We start from the raw sequence: 18,093 nt of genomic DNA on the forward strand, positions 1-18,093 counted from the left end.
TTGCGAACGACAACTCAATCCATTTCAACTTTTGCCCCTTTTTTCTCTTTCTCCTTGCCTTTTTCCTTTTCCTTGTCGGCAATGGTGACATGGCTTCCCGCTTTGAGCTTGCGGGCAATAGCCGAATAGGGGCCACTCACCACTAATTCGCCTTCTTGAAGACCCGTCAGTATTTCGATGTAATCGTTGTCCTGAATGCCCGTTTTCACCTCGCGGGCCGCTACCGTGTCGGCGGACATAACAAAGACGATTTCACGGATTTTGCTCAAATCTTTTTTGCTTGTCTCTTTGACCTCCTCCGCTTTTTGAACCTTGTTTTTTTTGTCCTTGTCCTCATCCTCGCGCGTGGTGACTGCAATGAGGGGCACGCTGAGCGTGCTGTCGGCGGTTTTGGTGTATATCTCGACCGAGGCCGACATACCGGGCCGGAAAGGGTGCAAGCGCCCTTGCCCCATCAAATCGGAGTACGAGGCGGGGTCAACCCTAATTTTTACCACAAAATTGGTCACTTGGTCGGTGTTTAGGCTGATGGCGGAGGTGCTCACATTGCTCGCGCTATTGGCGATTTCGGATACCCGCCCTTTGAAAACACGACCCAGATAGGCATCCACCTCTATGTCGGTTTCGTCGTTCAGATTCACCTTCAAGATGTCATTTTCGCTCACATCCACCTGTACTTCCATCGAAGTAAGGTTGGCGATGCGCATCATCTCGGTGCCAGCCATTTGCAGGGTGCCCACCACTCGCTCCCCTTTTTCCACATTGAGTTTGCTGACAATGCCGTTCACCGGAGCGGTGATGATGGTTTTTTGCAGGCTTGTGCGCAGCTCGCGCAACCGAGCACCCGCACTCGTTATGCCAAAATCAGAGACACGGACGTTTTCGCGTGCATTGGCGAGGTTGTTTTCGGCAGACTTGAGACTTGCATCGGCAGCGGCCACGGCGCTTTCGGCGGCGCGAAGATTGCTGAGCGAGGTTTCAAATTCGGCGGTTGATATCACACCTTCTCGATGCAATTTTTCATTGCGCTGATGGGCATTGCGTGCGGCCTCCATCTGCGTTTTGGCACGCTGCACGTCTGCCCTGAATTGTTCTATTTGAGCGGTGCTGGTTTTCACATTGGCAGAAGATATTTCGCGCTGCGCGCGCGCTGTGTTGAGCGAAGCTTGCCCCTGCTCCACGGCGCTCTGGTATTCGTCGGGGCGAATTTTGGCCAATATCTGCCCGGCCACCACCGAATCGCCCTCGCGCACATAAAGCTCCGTGATTTCTCCCGACACGTCCGAGCTGATTTTCACCTCGGTTTCGGGAAAAATTTTCCCGCTGGCGCTCACGGTCTCTCGAATGGTGCGGCGTTGCACTTTCTCGACGGTCACTTCCTCGCCTTTGGGTTTGGAACGAGCCTTGATGGCTGCCGCCACGACGAGCAATGCAAATAAACCCAACAGGGCGTACAAAAGAGTTCTTTTTCGTTTAGGCGTTGTAGTTGCCATTTTCAAAATACTGTTTTTCTGAAAGAATCCTGACGATGAACGGGGCAAGATTACCAAGTGATACGCCTGCCGGGAAAATAGTTGGATAAATGGCCTAAAAAGGCAGATGAAATTCGATAAAAACGGGAGACACAATTAACACGACAGGGTTTTGCCTATAAAATTCGCTGAATGAAGAATAAGGCAAAAAAAAAAAAAGCGTTCTTAAAAAAGGAGGTACTCGAAATGCCTTTAAATAAGTAGAGCGCAAATGCCGAAAGCGTCAACGTAGGCACTAAATCAAAACTTCTCGCCAATGAAAAAGGAATTGTTCTTCACAGTTCTGTCAATCTACCTGTTTGTGTGCCAACAGACTTTTGCCCAGTCCTATTACCAGCCAGAGGTAGATTATGTGTACCGCTCAAAGAAGGCGGGCAGTTCGGATGCTACATCTGTCTTAGCCGTTCGATTTAATTCGAATGGCGTCGCTACGATTGCCCGAAGCGAAACCGCCAGCATCGAAACGGACAAAGAGCTCTTTCAGGTGATGGCGCCACTCGCGGAAATTTCCACCTCGACTTTCTCTGGTGGAGATGGCAGCGGAGAAGTAAGTATCGAAGGAGACACCTTAAAGTATTGGTTGGTTTCTTTCGACAATCCAAGCACTGCTCGAAACGGCAATACAATCACCATCTGGTGCGATTGCAAAATGGGCGGAACATCATGCAGCGTGTCGTTCACGCTACAAGGCAATAACCTGAATGCTACTTGTGTGACGGATGCGGGATGCAGCAAATGTGAAATGAAAACAAAATCATCGAGCAAAGGCCAAATTGTTACAGGTGGGCTTTTGCTGATTAAAGCAGAGAATGTGGTTATCCAATAATAATTTGCGTGAGGAGAAAAGGCTGCTCCACTCTCAACCGAGGAGCGGCCTTTTTTTGTGCCAAATGCCAGCGCCAGCATGATTTTTCTACCCATTTTGGGCAATGAGAAAAACCTTTCGCCCGTTTGCAAATTTGGCATGATATTTTTAACTAAAATTGAAAATATCGCGCTTGGGCGAATTCAACAAATTTTTGAGCAGTCGCCAACTTGCTTTCAAACCGATTATTCATCTTTCAAACTGGTTTTATGAAGTTAATCCATGTGCTCCCCGCTGCTGGCTTGCTTTTTTCGGCAGCCATGAGTCTCGACAAGATGGCTCCCAGCCCGCTAATTTTGCCAGAAACCCCCGTTGTCGATTCAGCCCCAAAAATGTGGGCAAGCTCCGCCGTGATATACAAAGGCGAGCTTTTGAAGCTCTATTTCAAGGCACCCAACCCGCGATACCTTGGCATCATTGACCCCAATGGGCGCTTCTTCTACGTCGTTTTTCCCAAGGAAGAGGGCGCGGGAAAACTCAAGCCCTTTGTGAGCAGCGAACGGTTTGAAACGATGAAGATGCTCACAATAAACACCGCTACCTTCAAAGCCGACCCATATACCTACGGGATACTCGAAAACAAACCCGTGTTCACCAAGTCCGGCACCTATCAGTTTTTGTTGGGCGACAACTTGCATGTGGACGACGAAAACGCCATCACGATTTTAAAGGTCAAATACAAACATTCGGCACGGCCTTTGCCTACCAACGATATCGCAGCTCTTGATTAACTCGTACTCTGAGAAAACTCCACGGATGAGCCATGCCTTACAGCATGGCTTATTTTTTTGCCCAACAAAAAAAGCCACCCCGAACGCCGGGATGGCTTTTCTCTATTGAGAAACAAGATGCTGCTTTGCTCAACGCTGCAAAATAAATTGCTGCACCTTCCGATTGCCTTGCGAGGGAACAACTTGGATGAAATAGAGTCCCTTAGGCAAATCGCCGGCAACATCGAAGGAGAATGGCGCATTGTTGGCCTCAGTGTTGAGTATGCTGATGGCGTTGCCCTGACCATTCATAAGCAACACTTTGACGGACTGGCCTTTCCATGGCGTCAAGTCAACCGAGAGTGAACCTGCCGAAGGGTTGGGGTACACCTTGAGCGGAGCGTCGGGCGAGGCCTGTGTCGCATCGTTCTGCGCCTCTGCGCCGTCGTCCAATTGGGTGGCATCGGCATAGTGCTGCTTATCCACTTGGCCGGGGCTGGTGGCGTTCACGATGGGCACACAGTCGAAGGTGTTGAGGTGCGCTTCGTAGAATACTTTTGGCGTGACCCGCACGATGACGTGAATGTAGTCAGGCGCGATTTGCGGCGGCAGGGTGTAGGAAAAAATGTCCGACTGGCCGTTGCTGATGCTGTCGGGGCCACTCGACATGAATCGGATGGAATAGAACGGCGAGAAGTTCGGGTTGCGCACCGCGTACTCGCGCCCGCTGGGAGCGGTGTAGATAGAATTGTTGGCTGGGGCTTTGGCCACGATGCCATTGGGCAGCTGGAAGGCCGTGTAAACCATTTTGCTCGCGCAGTTATTGGTCACTCGGATGCGATATGTACGGTTTTTGTTCGCGTCGAGTGTGATGTCGAGCAACTCGTACTTGATGCAGCCGATGATTTTTTCGTCGCAATTGGTGGGTGTGGGTGGGGCTGTATTCACAATCACCTTGAAGCAGCAAGTGTCCGCGTTGCCGCAAGTGTCGGTGGCAGCGAAGCACACTTCGGTGGTGCCTACCGGGAACTGGCTGCCGCTTGTCGGGCCAGAGATTTGTGTCACGGTGGCACCGCTCGGGCAAGTCGTGGTGGCTACGGGCGCGTTAAAAGTGACGTTCGCGCCAGTGGAGCCAGTCGCTATGGTGGTAAGGTCTGGCGGGCAATTGATGACCAAGGTGTCGCCAGAGGGTGGGGTGGGTGAAGAGCAGGGTGCTGGCGGACTCACCGTCACGGTGGCAATGCAATCGGGGTTGTCGTGGTCAACAATGGTCAGTGTGATGGCTCCGTTGACAATTTGGAATGGGCCAAACGTGATGGCCGTGTCGTAGGGCACCATCATCAAGTCAGGCAACAAATCCCAGCCCCAAGGCCCGGTGCCTCCACTGGCGGTGATAGCAAAGGTAAAAGTATCGTCGTCGGGGTCGGGGGTGCCGTTGTCGTTACATTCGATAGCCGACACGGTGATGGTGACGGGGGTGAAGCAGCCTTGTGGCTCCGATGTGAATCCCGCGTCGAGTTTGACGACTTGACCTTGCGCGATGGTGAAAACGTCGGTGTAGCCCAAGGGGTCGGCATCGCTATCTATCGAATCGTCGTTGCCTTGGTTCTGCGGTGTCTGCCAGATTCCTCCGGGGTTGGAAAAGCGCAGGATGTAGGTACCTGCTGGCACGTTATTGAATGTGTAGATGCCATTGGCATCGGTGAGGCGACCGTCCAATTGGTTGCCGCCCGCGTCGAGCAGGAGCACCCAGATGTCCTCCATGCCGGGTTCGCCTGGGTCTTGAATGCCGTTGGTGTTTAGGTCCTTCCACACGAAGCCGGTAATGGTGCCGGCATTCAGCGCGGAGGGTGTCATTGCAATGGTCACGACCATCGCGGATAGGCTGAACAAAATCGCAGCCAAGGAAGAAAGTGTTCGTTGCTTCATCTTTGCAAAATCGAATTTTCGGTTAACGATAGAAAACACTCATGGTCTTTGGAGAACACACGAAGCGGAGGCCGCAGGATGGAATTATGAAGGAAAATACGAGCCGGAAAATTCGGGTAGGGAGGATACACAACTCCGGCAGGGGGAGGATTAAAACGTTAGCAAAAATAATGCGCTCTCTCGAAGCGTATTTGAAAAAGAAGGAGTGTGTCGGGTAGCTTGCGTTTTTACTGCTTCTGCTGAAGTGGCTAAAATTCGCCTTCTCATGCCTACGTCATTCGCCGGGCGCTGTTTTGGCAAAAAGAAAAGGAGACATTCGGGGACTTTCCGCCCCGCGTGTCTCCTTTTTTGAAGAAGCGACTAAATGCACGTCGTTATTCCCTAAACTTGTCGAGCAAGTAGGAAAGCTCGAGTGCTTCTGCCTCTGTGAGTTTGTTGCCCAACATGCCATGACCATCCATGAAACGCGCTTGCTCTATTTCTGCAAGCATTTTTTTGCCTGCCTCGGAGATGCTGACGATGACCATGCGGCGGTCTTCGGCGTGTGGCACTCGTTCTACCAAACCGCTGATTCGGAGCTTCTCCACCAAACGACTTACATTGCTACTCCGGTCAATCATCCGGCTTTTGATGTCGAGCACGGAAAGTCCTTTGGGATAGCTTCCGTTGAGGATGCGCAGTATGTTGTATTGGGGCCCTGTGAGTCCATAAGGGCGCAACTGGCGGGATATGTTGCAATCAAGCCAGCTGGCGGTAAACATGATATTGAGCATAGCCCGCTGGCGTGGTTGCATAGGCTTGGTACTTTTGAGTTCGGCTTCCAACTTCATGATGCAAACTTAGATGTTTTGACATTAAACGAAAATTCTTCTATTCGGTTCAGATTTTTATTTCGTGGTGGTGGTTGCCCCTCTCCACAAGAGCAGCTCATTGAAATTCAGCCTTCGGGCTCCGCCTGTGTTTTTACCTTTACCGCCTAAAACAAATAAAATCCAGTCACTGCTGCATGAAGCAACTCATCGAATGTGTGCCCAATTTTTCGGAAGGGCGCGACCTGACCGTTGTCAAACAAATCACCGATGCCATTGAGAGCGTCGAAGGCGTGAAACTGTTGGATGTTGACCCCGGCAAAGCCACGCATCGCACAGTCGTCACGTTTGTGGGTGAGCCGGAGCCGGTAGTTGAAGCGGCTTTTAGAGCCATTCAAAAAGCGTGCGAATTGATAGACATGAGCAAGCATACTGGCGAGCACCCGCGCATGGGTGCCACCGATGTTTGCCCACTGATTCCCATTGCCAATATCAGTATGGAAGAAACGGCGGCTTGGGCGCGGCGGCTTGGCGAGCGCGTGGGGCGCGAGCTCAATCTGCCGATTTACCTCTATGAATCTGCTGCGAGTCGCCCGGAGAGAAAGAATTTGGCCGTCGTTCGGGCGGGCGAGTATGAGGGATTGCCGGAAAAATTGGCAAACCCAGATTGGAGGCCTGACTATGGCCCGGCTCAGTTCAATGCCAAGAGCGGCGCTACGGTCATCGGTGCCCGCGATTTTTTAATTGCTTACAACGTAAATCTCAACACTACTTCCGTGCGCCGTGCCAACTCGGTGGCTTTCGATGTGCGCGAAAAAGGCCGCGTGAAGAACGACCCTTCCACTGGAAAGCCCTTGAAAGATGCCAATGGCGAGCCAGTACGCGAGCCGGGCACTTTGAAAGGGGTGAAGGCCATCGGTTGGTACATCGAGGAATATGGCATCGCCCAGATTTCCATGAATATCACGGACATCCGCGCCACGCCGTTGCATTTGGCGTTTGAGGAGTGTTGCAAAAGCGCCGACCGACGCGGGATGCGCGTCACGGGGTCGGAGCTCGTCGGCCTTGTGCCACTCAACGTGATGTTGGACGCAGGCCGTTATTTTTTGAAAAAACAAAAACGCAGCGTGGGGGTGAGCGAGGCCGAACTAGTCAAAATCGCGGTCAAGTCCATGGGCTTGGACGAACTGACGGCCTTTGACCCACAGCGCAAAATCATAGAATACAACCTTGAAGCGGGCAACCCGAGCGCCTCCAAAAAATTGGTGAGGAAGGACTTGGCTGCTTTTGCCGATGAGACCGCCAGCGAAAGCCCCGCACCGGGTGGCGGCTCCGTCAGCGCGTATGTGGGCGCGTTGGGCGTGTCGCTCGCCACGATGGTCGCCAATCTGAGCAGCCACAAACGCGGATGGGACGACCGCTGGGAGGAGTTCTCGGAGGCTGCCGAGCGTGGGCAGCAACTGAAAGATGCGCTGCTGCGCGCGGTGGACGAGGACACGGAAGCCTTTAATGCGATTATGGCCGCGTTTGGTTTGCCCAATGGAACGCCGGAAGAGAAATCCGCTCGCAAAATGGCTATTCAGGCTGCCACACGTCGCGCCATCGAAGTGCCGTTCAAGGTGATGCAACTTTCCTTTGATTCATTTGCCCTCATCAAACAGATGACGGAAACGGGCAACCCCAATTCCGTGACGGATGCAGGAGTGGGTGCCTTGTGCGCTCGCGCCGCCGTACACGGTGCTTTTCTGAATGTGAAAATCAACTCGGCTGGTCTGGACGACAAGGACTATGGCAGCAAGGTGGTGGCCGAGGGCGAGCGGATGGTGAGGGAGGCGGATGAAATGGAGCAGACCATCATCGCCATCGTGCATGGAAGAATGTGAAACCCCTTGAACTGCCGACTTCGCAAACAAAAACCCATATCTCTTTTAAAATGAGTGCCCTCAATCGCAATCTTATTTGGCTGGCCGGCGCAGCGGTTTTCCTCGCCATCGGTTGGTATTTCTCCGACATCGTTGGTTACATCCTGATTGCTTGGGTGCTTTCGATGTTGGGTCAGCCCATCATGGCGTTTTATCAAAAATACCTCAGAGTGGGTCGTTTCAGCGCGGGGCCGATTAGCGCCACCTTGCTGACCATCCTTAGCTTTTATCTCATTTTGTTCGGTGCCTTGCTGATGTTCGTGCCCACTATCGTGACGCAGGCTCGCAACTTGGCCAGCGTGGACTACAACGCTTTGGGTGAAAAATGGAAAGGCCCCTTTTTGAATCTTGACATCCAGCTGCATTATATCGGTTTGCTGCGGCCCGGCGAGTCGTTGGCCACCAAACTGCAAGAGCTGTTGAGCGATTGGTTCAAGCCGACTTTTCTAGGCGATTTTCTTGGCTCGTTCCTGACTACGGCGGGTAGCGTGGTGGTGACGTTCGCCTCGGTCACATTTATTTTGTTTTTCTTTTTGAAAGAAAAAAATCTGTTTGTCAATATGTTGCACACCCTCTTGCCTACCGAGCTGGAGCAAAAAGTGCAGCACGTCGTCGAGGATTCGAGCGCGATGCTGACGCGCTATTTTGGCGGCTTGGCGATACAGTTGGCCGTCTTTTCCGTGGTGTTGAGCATTTTGCTGTGGATATTGGGTGTGAGCAACGCGCTGCTCATTGGAGTGTTCGGAGGGCTGTTCAATATCATTCCTTACGTTGGGCCGATTATCGGGATGGTGTTTGGGCTGTTCATCACGACTTCCTCTCACCTTGATTTGGAATTCGCCTTGTTGATACCTCTTTTGGTCAAAGTGGCCGCTGCTTTCATGCTGACCCAACTGATGGACAACAACTTCACCGGTCCCATGATTTTTTCCAAAAGCGTGCAGGCGCATCCGTTGGAGATTTTTCTCGTTACGCTCGTGGCCGCCAAGCTGGGGGGGGTCATTGGGATGGTCATTGGCATCCCCACCTATACCGTTTTGCGGGTGTTGGCTCGCACGTTTTTCAGCGAGTTCAAGGTGGTGCAGCGGCTCACGCAGCACTTGGAAGGCGAGGAAAAAACCTGACACGCAAAAACTCACTACATTTCGCGGCAAACCAAAACCACCGATGCTGTGAAGATATACCTTTCATTCCCCGCCGTCGTCTTGTGGGCGACAACCATTTTTTCGCCCATCGCGCTTGTGTCTCAAAACGATTCTACCCTGCTGCTCGCGCCCGAGCGGCTGACTGTGAAGGATATTGTCGTCCGCGATTTGGATTTTGAAAAAACACGGGCCGTTTCTGCCACGCGAGCGCTGGAAGCGGTGGACGATTTGCCTTTCACGGTGTGGGTGGTCACCGCTGACGATATTTTGCGCAATGGCTATGTCACACTCGGCGATGTGATGCGTGCCGCGCCAGGTGTTCGGGTGTCGCAGCCGGGCAATGCTCAAGAAGGCGAAACCTTTTTGATGCGCGGGCTTTCGGGCAATCAGTATGTCAAAATACTCATCAACGACGTGCCAGTGAAGCCGAGCGTTGCGTTGGGCATGCCGATTGGGGCGCAACTCCCTATTCGGCAGGCTGAACGAATAGAAGTGCTGTACGGGCCGGCGGGGGTCATCTACGGCAACGAAGCTTGCGCGGGTGTGGTCAACATTATTTTAAAAGAATCGGAGCGCCCGCTGTTCACGCAAGCGGACCTTTCCTTTGGCAACAACGGCTACAATAGCCTCGACCTCATGTTTGGCGGGAAATTGGGCAAGGACAAGAAGATTTTCAGGTTTACCCTTTACGGAAGCAGCACCGTGCGGGAAAAAACGGATGTGTTCTACGACCAGAACCTTTACAACATGAACAATTACCTGCTGTTTGGGCTGGACACGACGCTATACACGGACAATCCCAATTTTCGCGCAGCAGAACCGGGCAGCAACTTCCCAAAAACGGCCAATCTGCCCCACGAAAGCCGCTTGTTCGGGGCCAACCTTACATGGCGCGGTATTTCGTTCAACTACAACCGCATGGCGCGATTCGACCACACGGCGCTGGGCACCAATCCTTTGGCGGTCTCCTACATCAATCCTTCCAATCGCATTGCCGAACGTCTGGAAACCTTCTCTCTTGGGTTCGTGCAGTCGCGTTCACGCTGGGTGACCCGCAACACGCTCTCGGCTCTCTACTATCGGGTGGACAACAGCTCCACCACCACTTTTCTTTTCGACCGCTTGAGCGCGGCTTCCTACAAAGCACAAGCGCCGCCTACGCCCGATGTATCGAACGATGTGTTGAGAAGTATTCATGGCTATCTCAATTCGGACGAGCGATATACAACTGCCAACGGATTCGACCTGCGCTTCGAATCGCGCATCAATGCAAAAATCAGCAAGCAGGTATTCCTCGATTTGGGCTTTCAGGTCAATGGAGCAGGTGGGTCGCCAGCAGTTTCGCATTACGGCATACCCGTGGAACTCAAGATTGATGGCTCCTTCAATCCGCCAGTGGTGCAGCCGTTCCCCCCTGCATTCGTGTCGGCCATTGATGGTAGCGGATTTGCTCAACTAAAATGGAACAGCAGACGCTTCTATCTCTTGGGGAGCGCGGCTGTTAATTACGATGTCACCTTTGGCTTTGTCCCCGTGCCGCGTGTGGCGGCGCTTTATCGCCTCGACAGCACTTGGTCGGTGCGCGGCAATTTTGCGACAGGCTACCGGCGCCCCTCGCTCTTTGCTCGCGGCAACACTTATTTTATCATTGACTTGAATGGCTCCATCAACATCTCTCCAGAGGGCTTGGGCGCGACCGAAAAAGTCAACTATTGGGAAGTGGGATTGCGAAAATCGAGGGAAGAGTTCCGATTTGAAGCGCTGTTCTTTTCCGAAAAAGTCCATCAGATGGCACGGCCGGGCGTTTTGCGCCAACAGCCCGGATTCGTGGGGCCGTGGCGATATGGTTGGGAGAACTCGCCCGGGTTGTCGCTTTCTATGTGGGGCGTGCAAGGCATGCTGGTTTCCGAAGACCAGAATTTCGACCTCGAAAGAGGGCGCAAAACGACCCGCATCAGAGGACGCACCGAATTGTATTTCCAATATGCGCTCGGTCAGGAATGGCTGGGGCAGGAACGCACACCCACCACCGATGTCTTCAATGCGCCGCGATGGCAGGTTCAGTTCAGAATGTTTTTCACCTTCAACAAGTTGGAGATAATGCTCGCATCCAATCGCCAGCGTTCAGTGCTCAGCAAAGCCGTCCTTTATCAGGAGGAATACCAGCGGAGCGCCGCCCAATTGCGCCACCCGACCTTTCGCTCGTGGGACATGATGATGCGTCTTTACCTCAGCGACCACTTTTTGCTCTATTTCCATCTCCAGAATATGTTCAATCGGCACTATTCTGGCCTTGATGCCACTGGCACCGTTGACGATTTGCTCTACAATCCGCAGCAAGGAAGGCTCTTCCGATTTGGCGTGACTTACAACATGAATTAGCGATGAAGGAACAACGGACTCATGGACAGGGCCACACATAGTCGGCCAGTGGATAGTTTTGCCCTTTAAATGAGAAATGCCACCACTCGGTGCGGATGCCTTTGAATCCGACCGATTCGAGGGTCTCGCGGAGCAGGCGCCGATTGGCCAGCACCTGAGGAGGCAGGCTCAGGTTGTCGGTGTGTGCCTCCTTTCCAAAAAAATCATAAGGAGTGCCCATATCGAGTTCCTGGCCATTTTTGTCCACGATGGTGAGGTCAACCGCCGCGCCGCGCGAGTGCATGGAGCCTTTGGCGGGAGGCGTCACATAGTCAGGGTTGGGCACTTTGTCCCAGAGGCGCTGCTGATAGGGGCGAGGGCGGTAACAGTCGAACATTTTAAGTCCCAATCCTCTCTTTTGCAGGTTTTTATGCGCTTTCACAAGTGCCTTTGCCGCTTCCGGGCGGAGCAAACAGCGCGGGCAATCGTAGATTTTTGACTGGGTAAAATTGTCGGCTGTCGCATAGCGAATATCCATGCCGATGCTTCGGTCGAGAGCGGCTACGTCGGCAAAGCCATTTTGGGCGATGGAAGCTTCGTCTTGATTGGGAGCGGCGCTATGTGGCACTGGTGCCGGGGCGTGCCTCGGTGCCACACCAGCGGGCGTCTTCGCGATGTTGTCCTTTATTTCGGGGAGCGCGATTGGCGAGCTGTCAACCGGAGGAGAGGTGGCTACGACGGAATCGCTCTTTTGTGGCAACGTCGTGTCAGTGTTTGAAGTGCTGGCCATCGGAGCGGAGAGGGGAGGGGCGCTGGGCGGCACGGGTTTTTCGTCGCCGCAGGAGGCTAATATCACGGACAAACTTAGCACCAATGGCAAGTAGTGGCGGATTCCCAGGTTTTTATTTTTCATAGAAAAAATGATTGCAGTGACGGACAATGTTTCAGCGGGCAAGTTGTAAAATTCTCACGGACTTTAACGATACTTACCGTCATTACAATCTACAAACTACAAACGCATCCTCTTTTGGACATGGCATGAACCCCGACAAAAGCGGTGGCCAAAAAAACCTTTCCGTCGGGGTTCATGCCATACCTGCGAATCTCCGTAGCTGGCCTACTGCTTCACTATTTTTTGCGCCACTTCCTGACCGGCTGCTTGAACGCGCAAGATGTAAACACCGGGAGGCCACCTGTCCAGTTCGATGGATTCGTTGTGCTCGCCAGCTACTTGCTCAACGGTTTGAGCAGTATAGACAACTTGCCCCGTAAGGCTGCGCACCTCAATAAAAACGGGGGTCGCTGATGGCAGCTCGAAGGTCACTTGCAGATGGTCAGAGGCGGGGTTGGGGAAACAGCGCAATTGCAAAGTTTGGGCAGGGGCGATGGCGGCTTTTTCCGCAGCATGACCGTTGCTGGAAGGCGCAAGGCCGTTGCCAGTCAGTGCGGACCAAGGCAGGCGGATAAATTTGGGGCGATAGGTGTCGGCGTTTCTGGTGTTGCCATAGAAACACTGCGACGGACAGTTTTTATACTTTGAGGTGTCGGAGTGGTCATTGACATTGTAGGAAATGAGCAATCCTTCCTTTCTATTCCAACTTGGGTGAACGTAGGCGTTGTAGGTCAAGAGATACCGGCCATTGTACTGGTCGGGCGCAACGTAGATGGTCTGCTTTGAAGTGAATGGCTCCCACGGAGCCGCGCCACCTTTGATAGAATATATTTCTCTGCCTGACCCGCATTGCAAGTAGCCATTTTGTTGGGTGATGAGGTAGAGGTCGCCGTCGCGCCTTAAGACGCTAAAGCCCGGAGACACGCCATGGGTGGAGATGGGGGCCGCTTGGGCTGGGTCGTTGCTCCAGCTGTTGGACGTGCGAAATTGCCACGGTCCCATTGGGTTGTTGATGGGTACTCGTGCCACATAAGGTTTCCAAACTTTCAAAGTACCGTTGCCGAAAGGCACATCGTGTATTTTGTTTCCATAAACAAAAATATAATTGCCATTCACCGGAACAAACACCCACCGGCCAAAAAAGATACCGTCCGTTGCTGGGAGCGCATAAATGCCCACCAATTCCAAATTTGGAAGAAGCATCTTGGCCAAATATGTGCCTACATGATTGATTTGCGATGAGCCTTGCGGAGTGTGGTATCGTTGCAGAAAAATATAGACCGTATCGCCGTGAACATAGCCATGCCCCGGCCAGAAGTAATAGTAGGGCAGCTCATTGTTCGATAATTTGAACAGCGTCCTGTTGATGCCTGACTGCGAGTAGTCCAGCAGCGTGGTCATTTGGTTGGGGTTGCTCTTCGTTTGCAACATGGCTGCATTGCGCACTTGAAACATACAAGGCAACGACGTGTCAGCCGGGTTGTAATTGTCAATGTAGCTGTCGCCAAAAAGCCACAGCACTTTGTTGTTTGGCAATGGGATGCTGAGGGTGGCATCGCCAGCCGTCCAGCCACTTTCCCGGCGAAAATAATTTGTGAAAGTGGTGTCGGGATAGGCGGCGTTTTGAGTGGAGGCGGGTTGCAAGCCAAGCAGCCACAGCGCTGCCAAAGGGAGATAGTGTTTCATCTTGACAAGTTGTTTGATTTGACGAAAAGGAAAAAATTCTGGCTTGTAAAAAGGTGGGACAAATGTCCGTTGACCTCAAAGTCACAGACAACCCGGCAAAACGTGAAGCCCAAAAAATCACCGAGCCGCCGAAAAGGGGTAACTTTCCGTCACATACAATCACGGACATCAGGCAGGAAACTCTCTTCTGATAGCATGGTCATCGCCCACCTATATTGCCGCTTGATAATACCTCCACCATATCTCAATGGCCATAGCGACATGACTTGCCAACAAGATGCCTAAAACAGAGCCAAATATGATTGTCCTGCTTTCCCCTAATCGAGCATGCGCAACTGCCAGCGCAACCACAGGTGCTATGGGCACAAAATAGCGCCCTTGAAAATTGGTCACCTCTGCCGCCCCAACTGGGCACCAAAGCACATACATGGTGAGCGCAAACAGCGCCACATAAAGCCCTGCGATGCCAACGGCCCCAAGCCGTTGCACGGGGCGCAACGGATTTTGCTCCGAGACACAAACAAGGATGATGGACAGCCACAGCAACACTATCCAAACCGGGTGCAAATAGTTTTTTTCCCAGCCAAACTTCCCCACGAAATGCGCGGCGGTGGAAGGAGCGGATAGGGCGAAGGATTTTGCTGCCACCGAGATGAAATGCAATGGGTGCTCCGCAATGTATGCTTTCTGACGCGCGGGGGAAACGCCCTCGTTCAGGGTTTGGGCATCTCGAAAACCCGGGTGATACGCATCGTAAGGAATGAACCATTGCTGCGCCAGATTGCCCCAAAGCAGGGCCGCCGCAAGGCCGATGGCCGCGATGGAGAGACCCGCTAAAACCCGCTTTCCCCATGAGCGAAACCAATAGAGCAGCACCAAAGGCCAAGCAATGAGCTTGTTCGCGCAAATGACAACCGTGGCCGCAAGGGCTGCGGGGAAACGCACACCCCTCACAAGCCAAGCCATCAAGCACCAGCTCATGCCGTTGGTGGTCACGTCCGCACTGGCGGAGGCAGCGACGACAATGGAGGCTGGCAACAGCGCCAGCACCAGCATCGCGCTTTTCAAAAATGGCGTGGCACGGATGGCAATCCACACTAACAATACCCACAGCAAGAGATTGCACAGCCGAGCGGCATAGAGCATTTGCAAAGGCGATGCCCCCGCCATGCGCGACAACGCAATGGCCGTTGATTGAGGCAAATAGGCCGTCGGGGCATAGATGGCGGTATTGGGGAAATCAAGGAAATCCCTCTGTTGAGCGTTGAGTGGAATAGAAAGGCTTTCCCATATCAGTCGTGGGTTTGTGCGGGCATTGTAATTCATTTTCAGCGACGAAAAAGAATCGCGCACCTGAGCCAGCGAGCGCGGAAGCGTGCCGCCGAGGCGTTGCTCGCGTATTTCTGGGAAAAACACCCCCTCGCTCACTTGGTAAGCCCGAAAAAAGTGGTTGGGTTCGTCGGGCGACTGAAAAGGCGGCACGAGCACTGCGAAGACAACGCCCAGCAAAAGCGATACGCGGAGAAAAAGCGCGTCCGCCGGCATAGACAATATGTTGCCAAACATATCAGGTCAGCGATTCACCACCAGCTTTTGTTGCCCCCACACCTTTCCGCCTGTTCGGGCAAAAACAACATAAACCCCCGGATTCAACATATTGACATCCAACGGCACACTGTGGGCAGCCGTGCCTTTGAACTGCTTTTGCCAAACAACCCGCCCAGAAAGGTCGGCAACGAACACCTCGGTCGTTTGCCCAGAGGGCAGGTGAGCCAAAGTCAAATTTGTCTGCACACTGCTCGGATTGGGGCGTGCCACCAGCGAAGGTTGATTTTTGCCAGCGGGAGCATTGGTCGAAACGTTTTCGCCGATTTGCAGCGAATCAAGCGGGAAAGTCATGATACTTCGGGCGTAGGTGCCAGCAATGAGCGTGCGCTCTATCGGGTTGAAGTCAAGGTCATATATTGGCACAAAGGGCATCCCCGCGCCCAAGCGCTCCCAATGCTGTCCGCCATCGAGGGTGCCATACACCCCACCGTCGGTGCCGACAAAAATGACGGAGTCCTGATGACCGGGTAGCACAATGACGGAGTTTATCGCCAAATTGGGCAAATCGCCCGCAATGGACACCCAAGTGTTGCCTTTATCGTCGGAGCGGTGCAAGCGTGGTGAAAAATCATTGGATTTGTAGCCGGTGTGTGCCACATAAACCCGCGTGGATACATTTGGCGAGGCCCGCACCCGCGCCACATAGCGGTCGGGCAAACCCGAAGTGATGTCCGTCCACGATTGGGTGGAGGGGTTGCCGCGCCACACATTGCCATCGGTAGTGCCCACATAAATCAAATCGGCATCAAGCGGGCTTTCATCCAAAGTGCTGATGGTGTGATAGCGTGCGCCAAAAATATTGCCATCGGTCAAGTCTTCGCTAACTGGATACCAAGAGGGCAAGTGGCCATAGCTTTGATAGACGCGCTGCGTGCCGGTGTACATGACCTCGTAGTCGTGTCGGCTCAACATATAAGGCATATCCCAGTGGCGGCGGTCGCCTGATTCGATGCCCGATGCCGCCCATTCAAAAAAGCCGCCCGCGCTCGTTTTGCCCCAAATGCCGCCGTTTTGGGTCTCCACATAACAGATATTGGGGTTTTCGGGATGAAAAACTGGCTGAAAACCATCACCGCCGAAAATGCGGGGCCAGTCAGTGGCAAAGCTCTCGTTGCCTCCCGAAGTGCCGTTGTCCTGCATACCGCCGTAGTACTGGTCGGGTGCAAAGGGATTGTAGGCCACCCGGTAGAATTGAGACGTGGGGATGTTCTCGATTTTGTCCCAAAAAAATCCTTTGTCGTTGCTCCGGTATAAGCCGCCGTCGGTGGCGAGCAAAAAAGTGTTGGCGTTGACAAAAGCCACGTCGTGCATATCTGCGTGCACCTCGTAAAGCCACCAGTCAGGAGTGGTCTGAAACCAATTCTGCCCACCGTCGGTGGAGCGCCAGAGCTCCACGCCGCACACAAATATGTCGTCGGGATTGAAGGGGTTGATAAAAATTTTGCCAAAATACCAACCAAAGCCTCCCATGAAACCGGGATTGAGGCCATTCAACGGGAGCGCCGACCAAGACGCGCCACCGTCGGTGGTTCTATATATGCCAAGTATATCCAACGAGGTGCCGACATACACCGCTACGAGGTGGTTAGGATTGTTGGCGGCTATGGAAAGCCCGATGCGGCTATTGGGGCCTTCCGGCAATCCCCCCGTGAGCACAACCCAGTTTTGCCCGCCGTCGGTGGTTTTCCAGATGCGAGCGTTCGGGCCGCTCACGAGGCTTTCCTGATTGTTGCGAATTCGGTCCCACGCAGCGGCGTACACCACGTCGGGGTTGTCGGGCGATACCGCGATGTCAATGATGCCCGTAGAATCGGATACGAACAAGACCTGTTGCCAAGTTTGTCCGCCGTTGGTGGTTTTGTAAAGGCCGCGTTGGTTGTTTCGCTCAAAAGGCAGCCCCATCGTCGCGGCATAGATGATGCTCGGATTGGCGGGGTGTATGGCTATTTTTGAAACAATGCGCTGATTTTCAAGCCCAATGTGTTGCCATGTCTGACCGCCGTTGGTGCTTTTCCAGATGCCGTCGCCGATGAAGGGATAGCCGCTGATGTTGGGGTCGCCCGTGCCGACAAACACCGTGTTGGGGTTCTGAGGGTCGAGTTCGATGTCGCCAATGGCGAGAAAAGATTGCTGGTCGAAGATGGGGTTCCACGTCTGGCCTCCATTGACCGTCTTCCACACGCCGCCCTGCGAGTAACCAATATAAATGATGTTGGGGTTGGTGGGATGCACCTTGATGGTGTTCACGCGAGCGCCGATGTTGGCGGGCCCTTGCACCTTCCACGGCGCTGAAAAGCCGGGATTGCCATTGCGCGACGCGACACCTTGCATCGCCGCACACAGGGCTTGCGAATAAACACCCACATCTGGACGAAAATCTGGATATTCGCGTACCGCAAAAAACCACTCGGCTGGGCGCAACCCATCCTTTTTGGCCTCTCGTTCTTCCTTTTGCTCAACAGGTGCGGGAGACTGTTGGGGTGCCTGTTTTTTGTTGAGTTCTTTTATCAAAAAATAAAGCAGCGCCAACACGGCAGCGGACAATATGAGAATATAACTGGCAGGAAATGCGCGGCGGGTTTGTCGTTGGAACATGGTTGCGGAGAAATGATTGAATATCTATGTGATTGAGTG

The 18,093-nt window shown here is 53.2% G+C and carries 12 protein-coding genes; 5 read left to right on the forward strand and 7 right to left on the reverse strand.

The features are described from left to right. Window positions 1-14: 14 nt before the first annotated feature. Complete coding sequence (locus tag KIS77_14260) at window positions 15-1,493, reverse strand: efflux RND transporter periplasmic adaptor subunit (GenBank protein ID MCW5923503.1); 1,479 nt, start codon at window positions 1,491-1,493, stop codon at window positions 15-17. A 295-nt stretch (window positions 1,494-1,788) separates the two neighbouring features. Here KIS77_14260 and KIS77_14265 point away from each other — a divergent pair, with 295 nt between their 5' ends. Together KIS77_14265 and KIS77_14270 are read left to right on the forward strand one after the other, a co-directional pair. After that, the gene (locus KIS77_14265) at window positions 1,789-2,358 is read left to right on the forward strand and encodes a hypothetical protein (GenBank protein ID MCW5923504.1); all 570 of its coding nucleotides are present in this window, start codon (window positions 1,789-1,791) and stop codon (window positions 2,356-2,358) included. A 248-nt stretch (window positions 2,359-2,606) separates the two neighbouring features. Beyond that, window positions 2,607-3,128: a hypothetical protein gene (locus KIS77_14270; protein ID MCW5923505.1), complete on the forward strand. Its 522-nt coding sequence runs from the start codon at window positions 2,607-2,609 to the stop codon at window positions 3,126-3,128. A gap of 129 nt (window positions 3,129-3,257) precedes the next feature. Here the strand turns inward: KIS77_14270 and KIS77_14275 are convergent, their stop codons facing one another. Together KIS77_14275 and KIS77_14280 are read right to left on the reverse strand one after the other, a co-directional pair. Then, entirely contained in the window at window positions 3,258-5,036 is a 1,779-nt protein-coding gene (locus KIS77_14275) for an HYR domain-containing protein (GenBank protein MCW5923506.1), read from the reverse strand. 374 nt (window positions 5,037-5,410) lie between these two features. Beyond that, complete coding sequence (locus KIS77_14280) at window positions 5,411-5,866, reverse strand: MarR family transcriptional regulator (protein ID MCW5923507.1); 456 nt, start codon at window positions 5,864-5,866, stop codon at window positions 5,411-5,413. A gap of 176 nt (window positions 5,867-6,042) precedes the next feature. On the opposite strand from KIS77_14280, the gene ftcD reads away from it, so the two are divergent. The 3 genes from ftcD to KIS77_14295 are packed head-to-tail and all read left to right on the forward strand — an operon-like array spanning window position 6,043 to window position 11,294. Further along, window positions 6,043-7,728: a glutamate formimidoyltransferase gene (gene ftcD / locus KIS77_14285; protein ID MCW5923508.1), complete on the forward strand. Its 1,686-nt coding sequence runs from the start codon at window positions 6,043-6,045 to the stop codon at window positions 7,726-7,728. Window positions 7,729-7,778: 50 nt separating this feature from the next. Continuing rightward, window positions 7,779-8,891 (forward strand): AI-2E family transporter, encoded by a 1,113-nt coding sequence (locus KIS77_14290; GenBank protein MCW5923509.1) that lies wholly within the window; start codon window positions 7,779-7,781, stop codon window positions 8,889-8,891. Window positions 8,892-8,939: 48 nt separating this feature from the next. Further along, window positions 8,940-11,294 (forward strand): TonB-dependent receptor, encoded by a 2,355-nt coding sequence (locus KIS77_14295; GenBank protein ID MCW5923510.1) that lies wholly within the window; start codon window positions 8,940-8,942, stop codon window positions 11,292-11,294. A 19-nt stretch (window positions 11,295-11,313) separates the two neighbouring features. Here KIS77_14295 and ddpX read toward each other — a convergent pair whose 3' ends face one another. The 4 genes from ddpX to KIS77_14315 form a co-directional block, all read right to left on the reverse strand. Continuing rightward, complete coding sequence (ddpX, locus tag KIS77_14300; GenBank protein MCW5923511.1) at window positions 11,314-12,063, reverse strand: D-alanyl-D-alanine dipeptidase; 750 nt, start codon at window positions 12,061-12,063, stop codon at window positions 11,314-11,316. Between the two features lie 327 nt (window positions 12,064-12,390). Next, window positions 12,391-13,851: a T9SS type A sorting domain-containing protein gene (locus KIS77_14305; protein MCW5923512.1), complete on the reverse strand. Its 1,461-nt coding sequence runs from the start codon at window positions 13,849-13,851 to the stop codon at window positions 12,391-12,393. A 210-nt stretch (window positions 13,852-14,061) separates the two neighbouring features. Further along, window positions 14,062-15,417, reverse strand: coding sequence for a DUF2142 domain-containing protein (locus tag KIS77_14310; protein ID MCW5923513.1), 1,356 nt, complete (start codon window positions 15,415-15,417; stop codon window positions 14,062-14,064). 6 nt (window positions 15,418-15,423) lie between these two features. Then, window positions 15,424-18,054: a T9SS type A sorting domain-containing protein gene (locus KIS77_14315; protein ID MCW5923514.1), complete on the reverse strand. Its 2,631-nt coding sequence runs from the start codon at window positions 18,052-18,054 to the stop codon at window positions 15,424-15,426. Window positions 18,055-18,093: the final 39 nt, after the last annotated feature.

Source organism: Saprospiraceae bacterium, from assembly GCA_026129545.1.
In the GTDB taxonomy this organism is placed as follows: domain Bacteria; phylum Bacteroidota; class Bacteroidia; order Chitinophagales; family Saprospiraceae; genus M3007.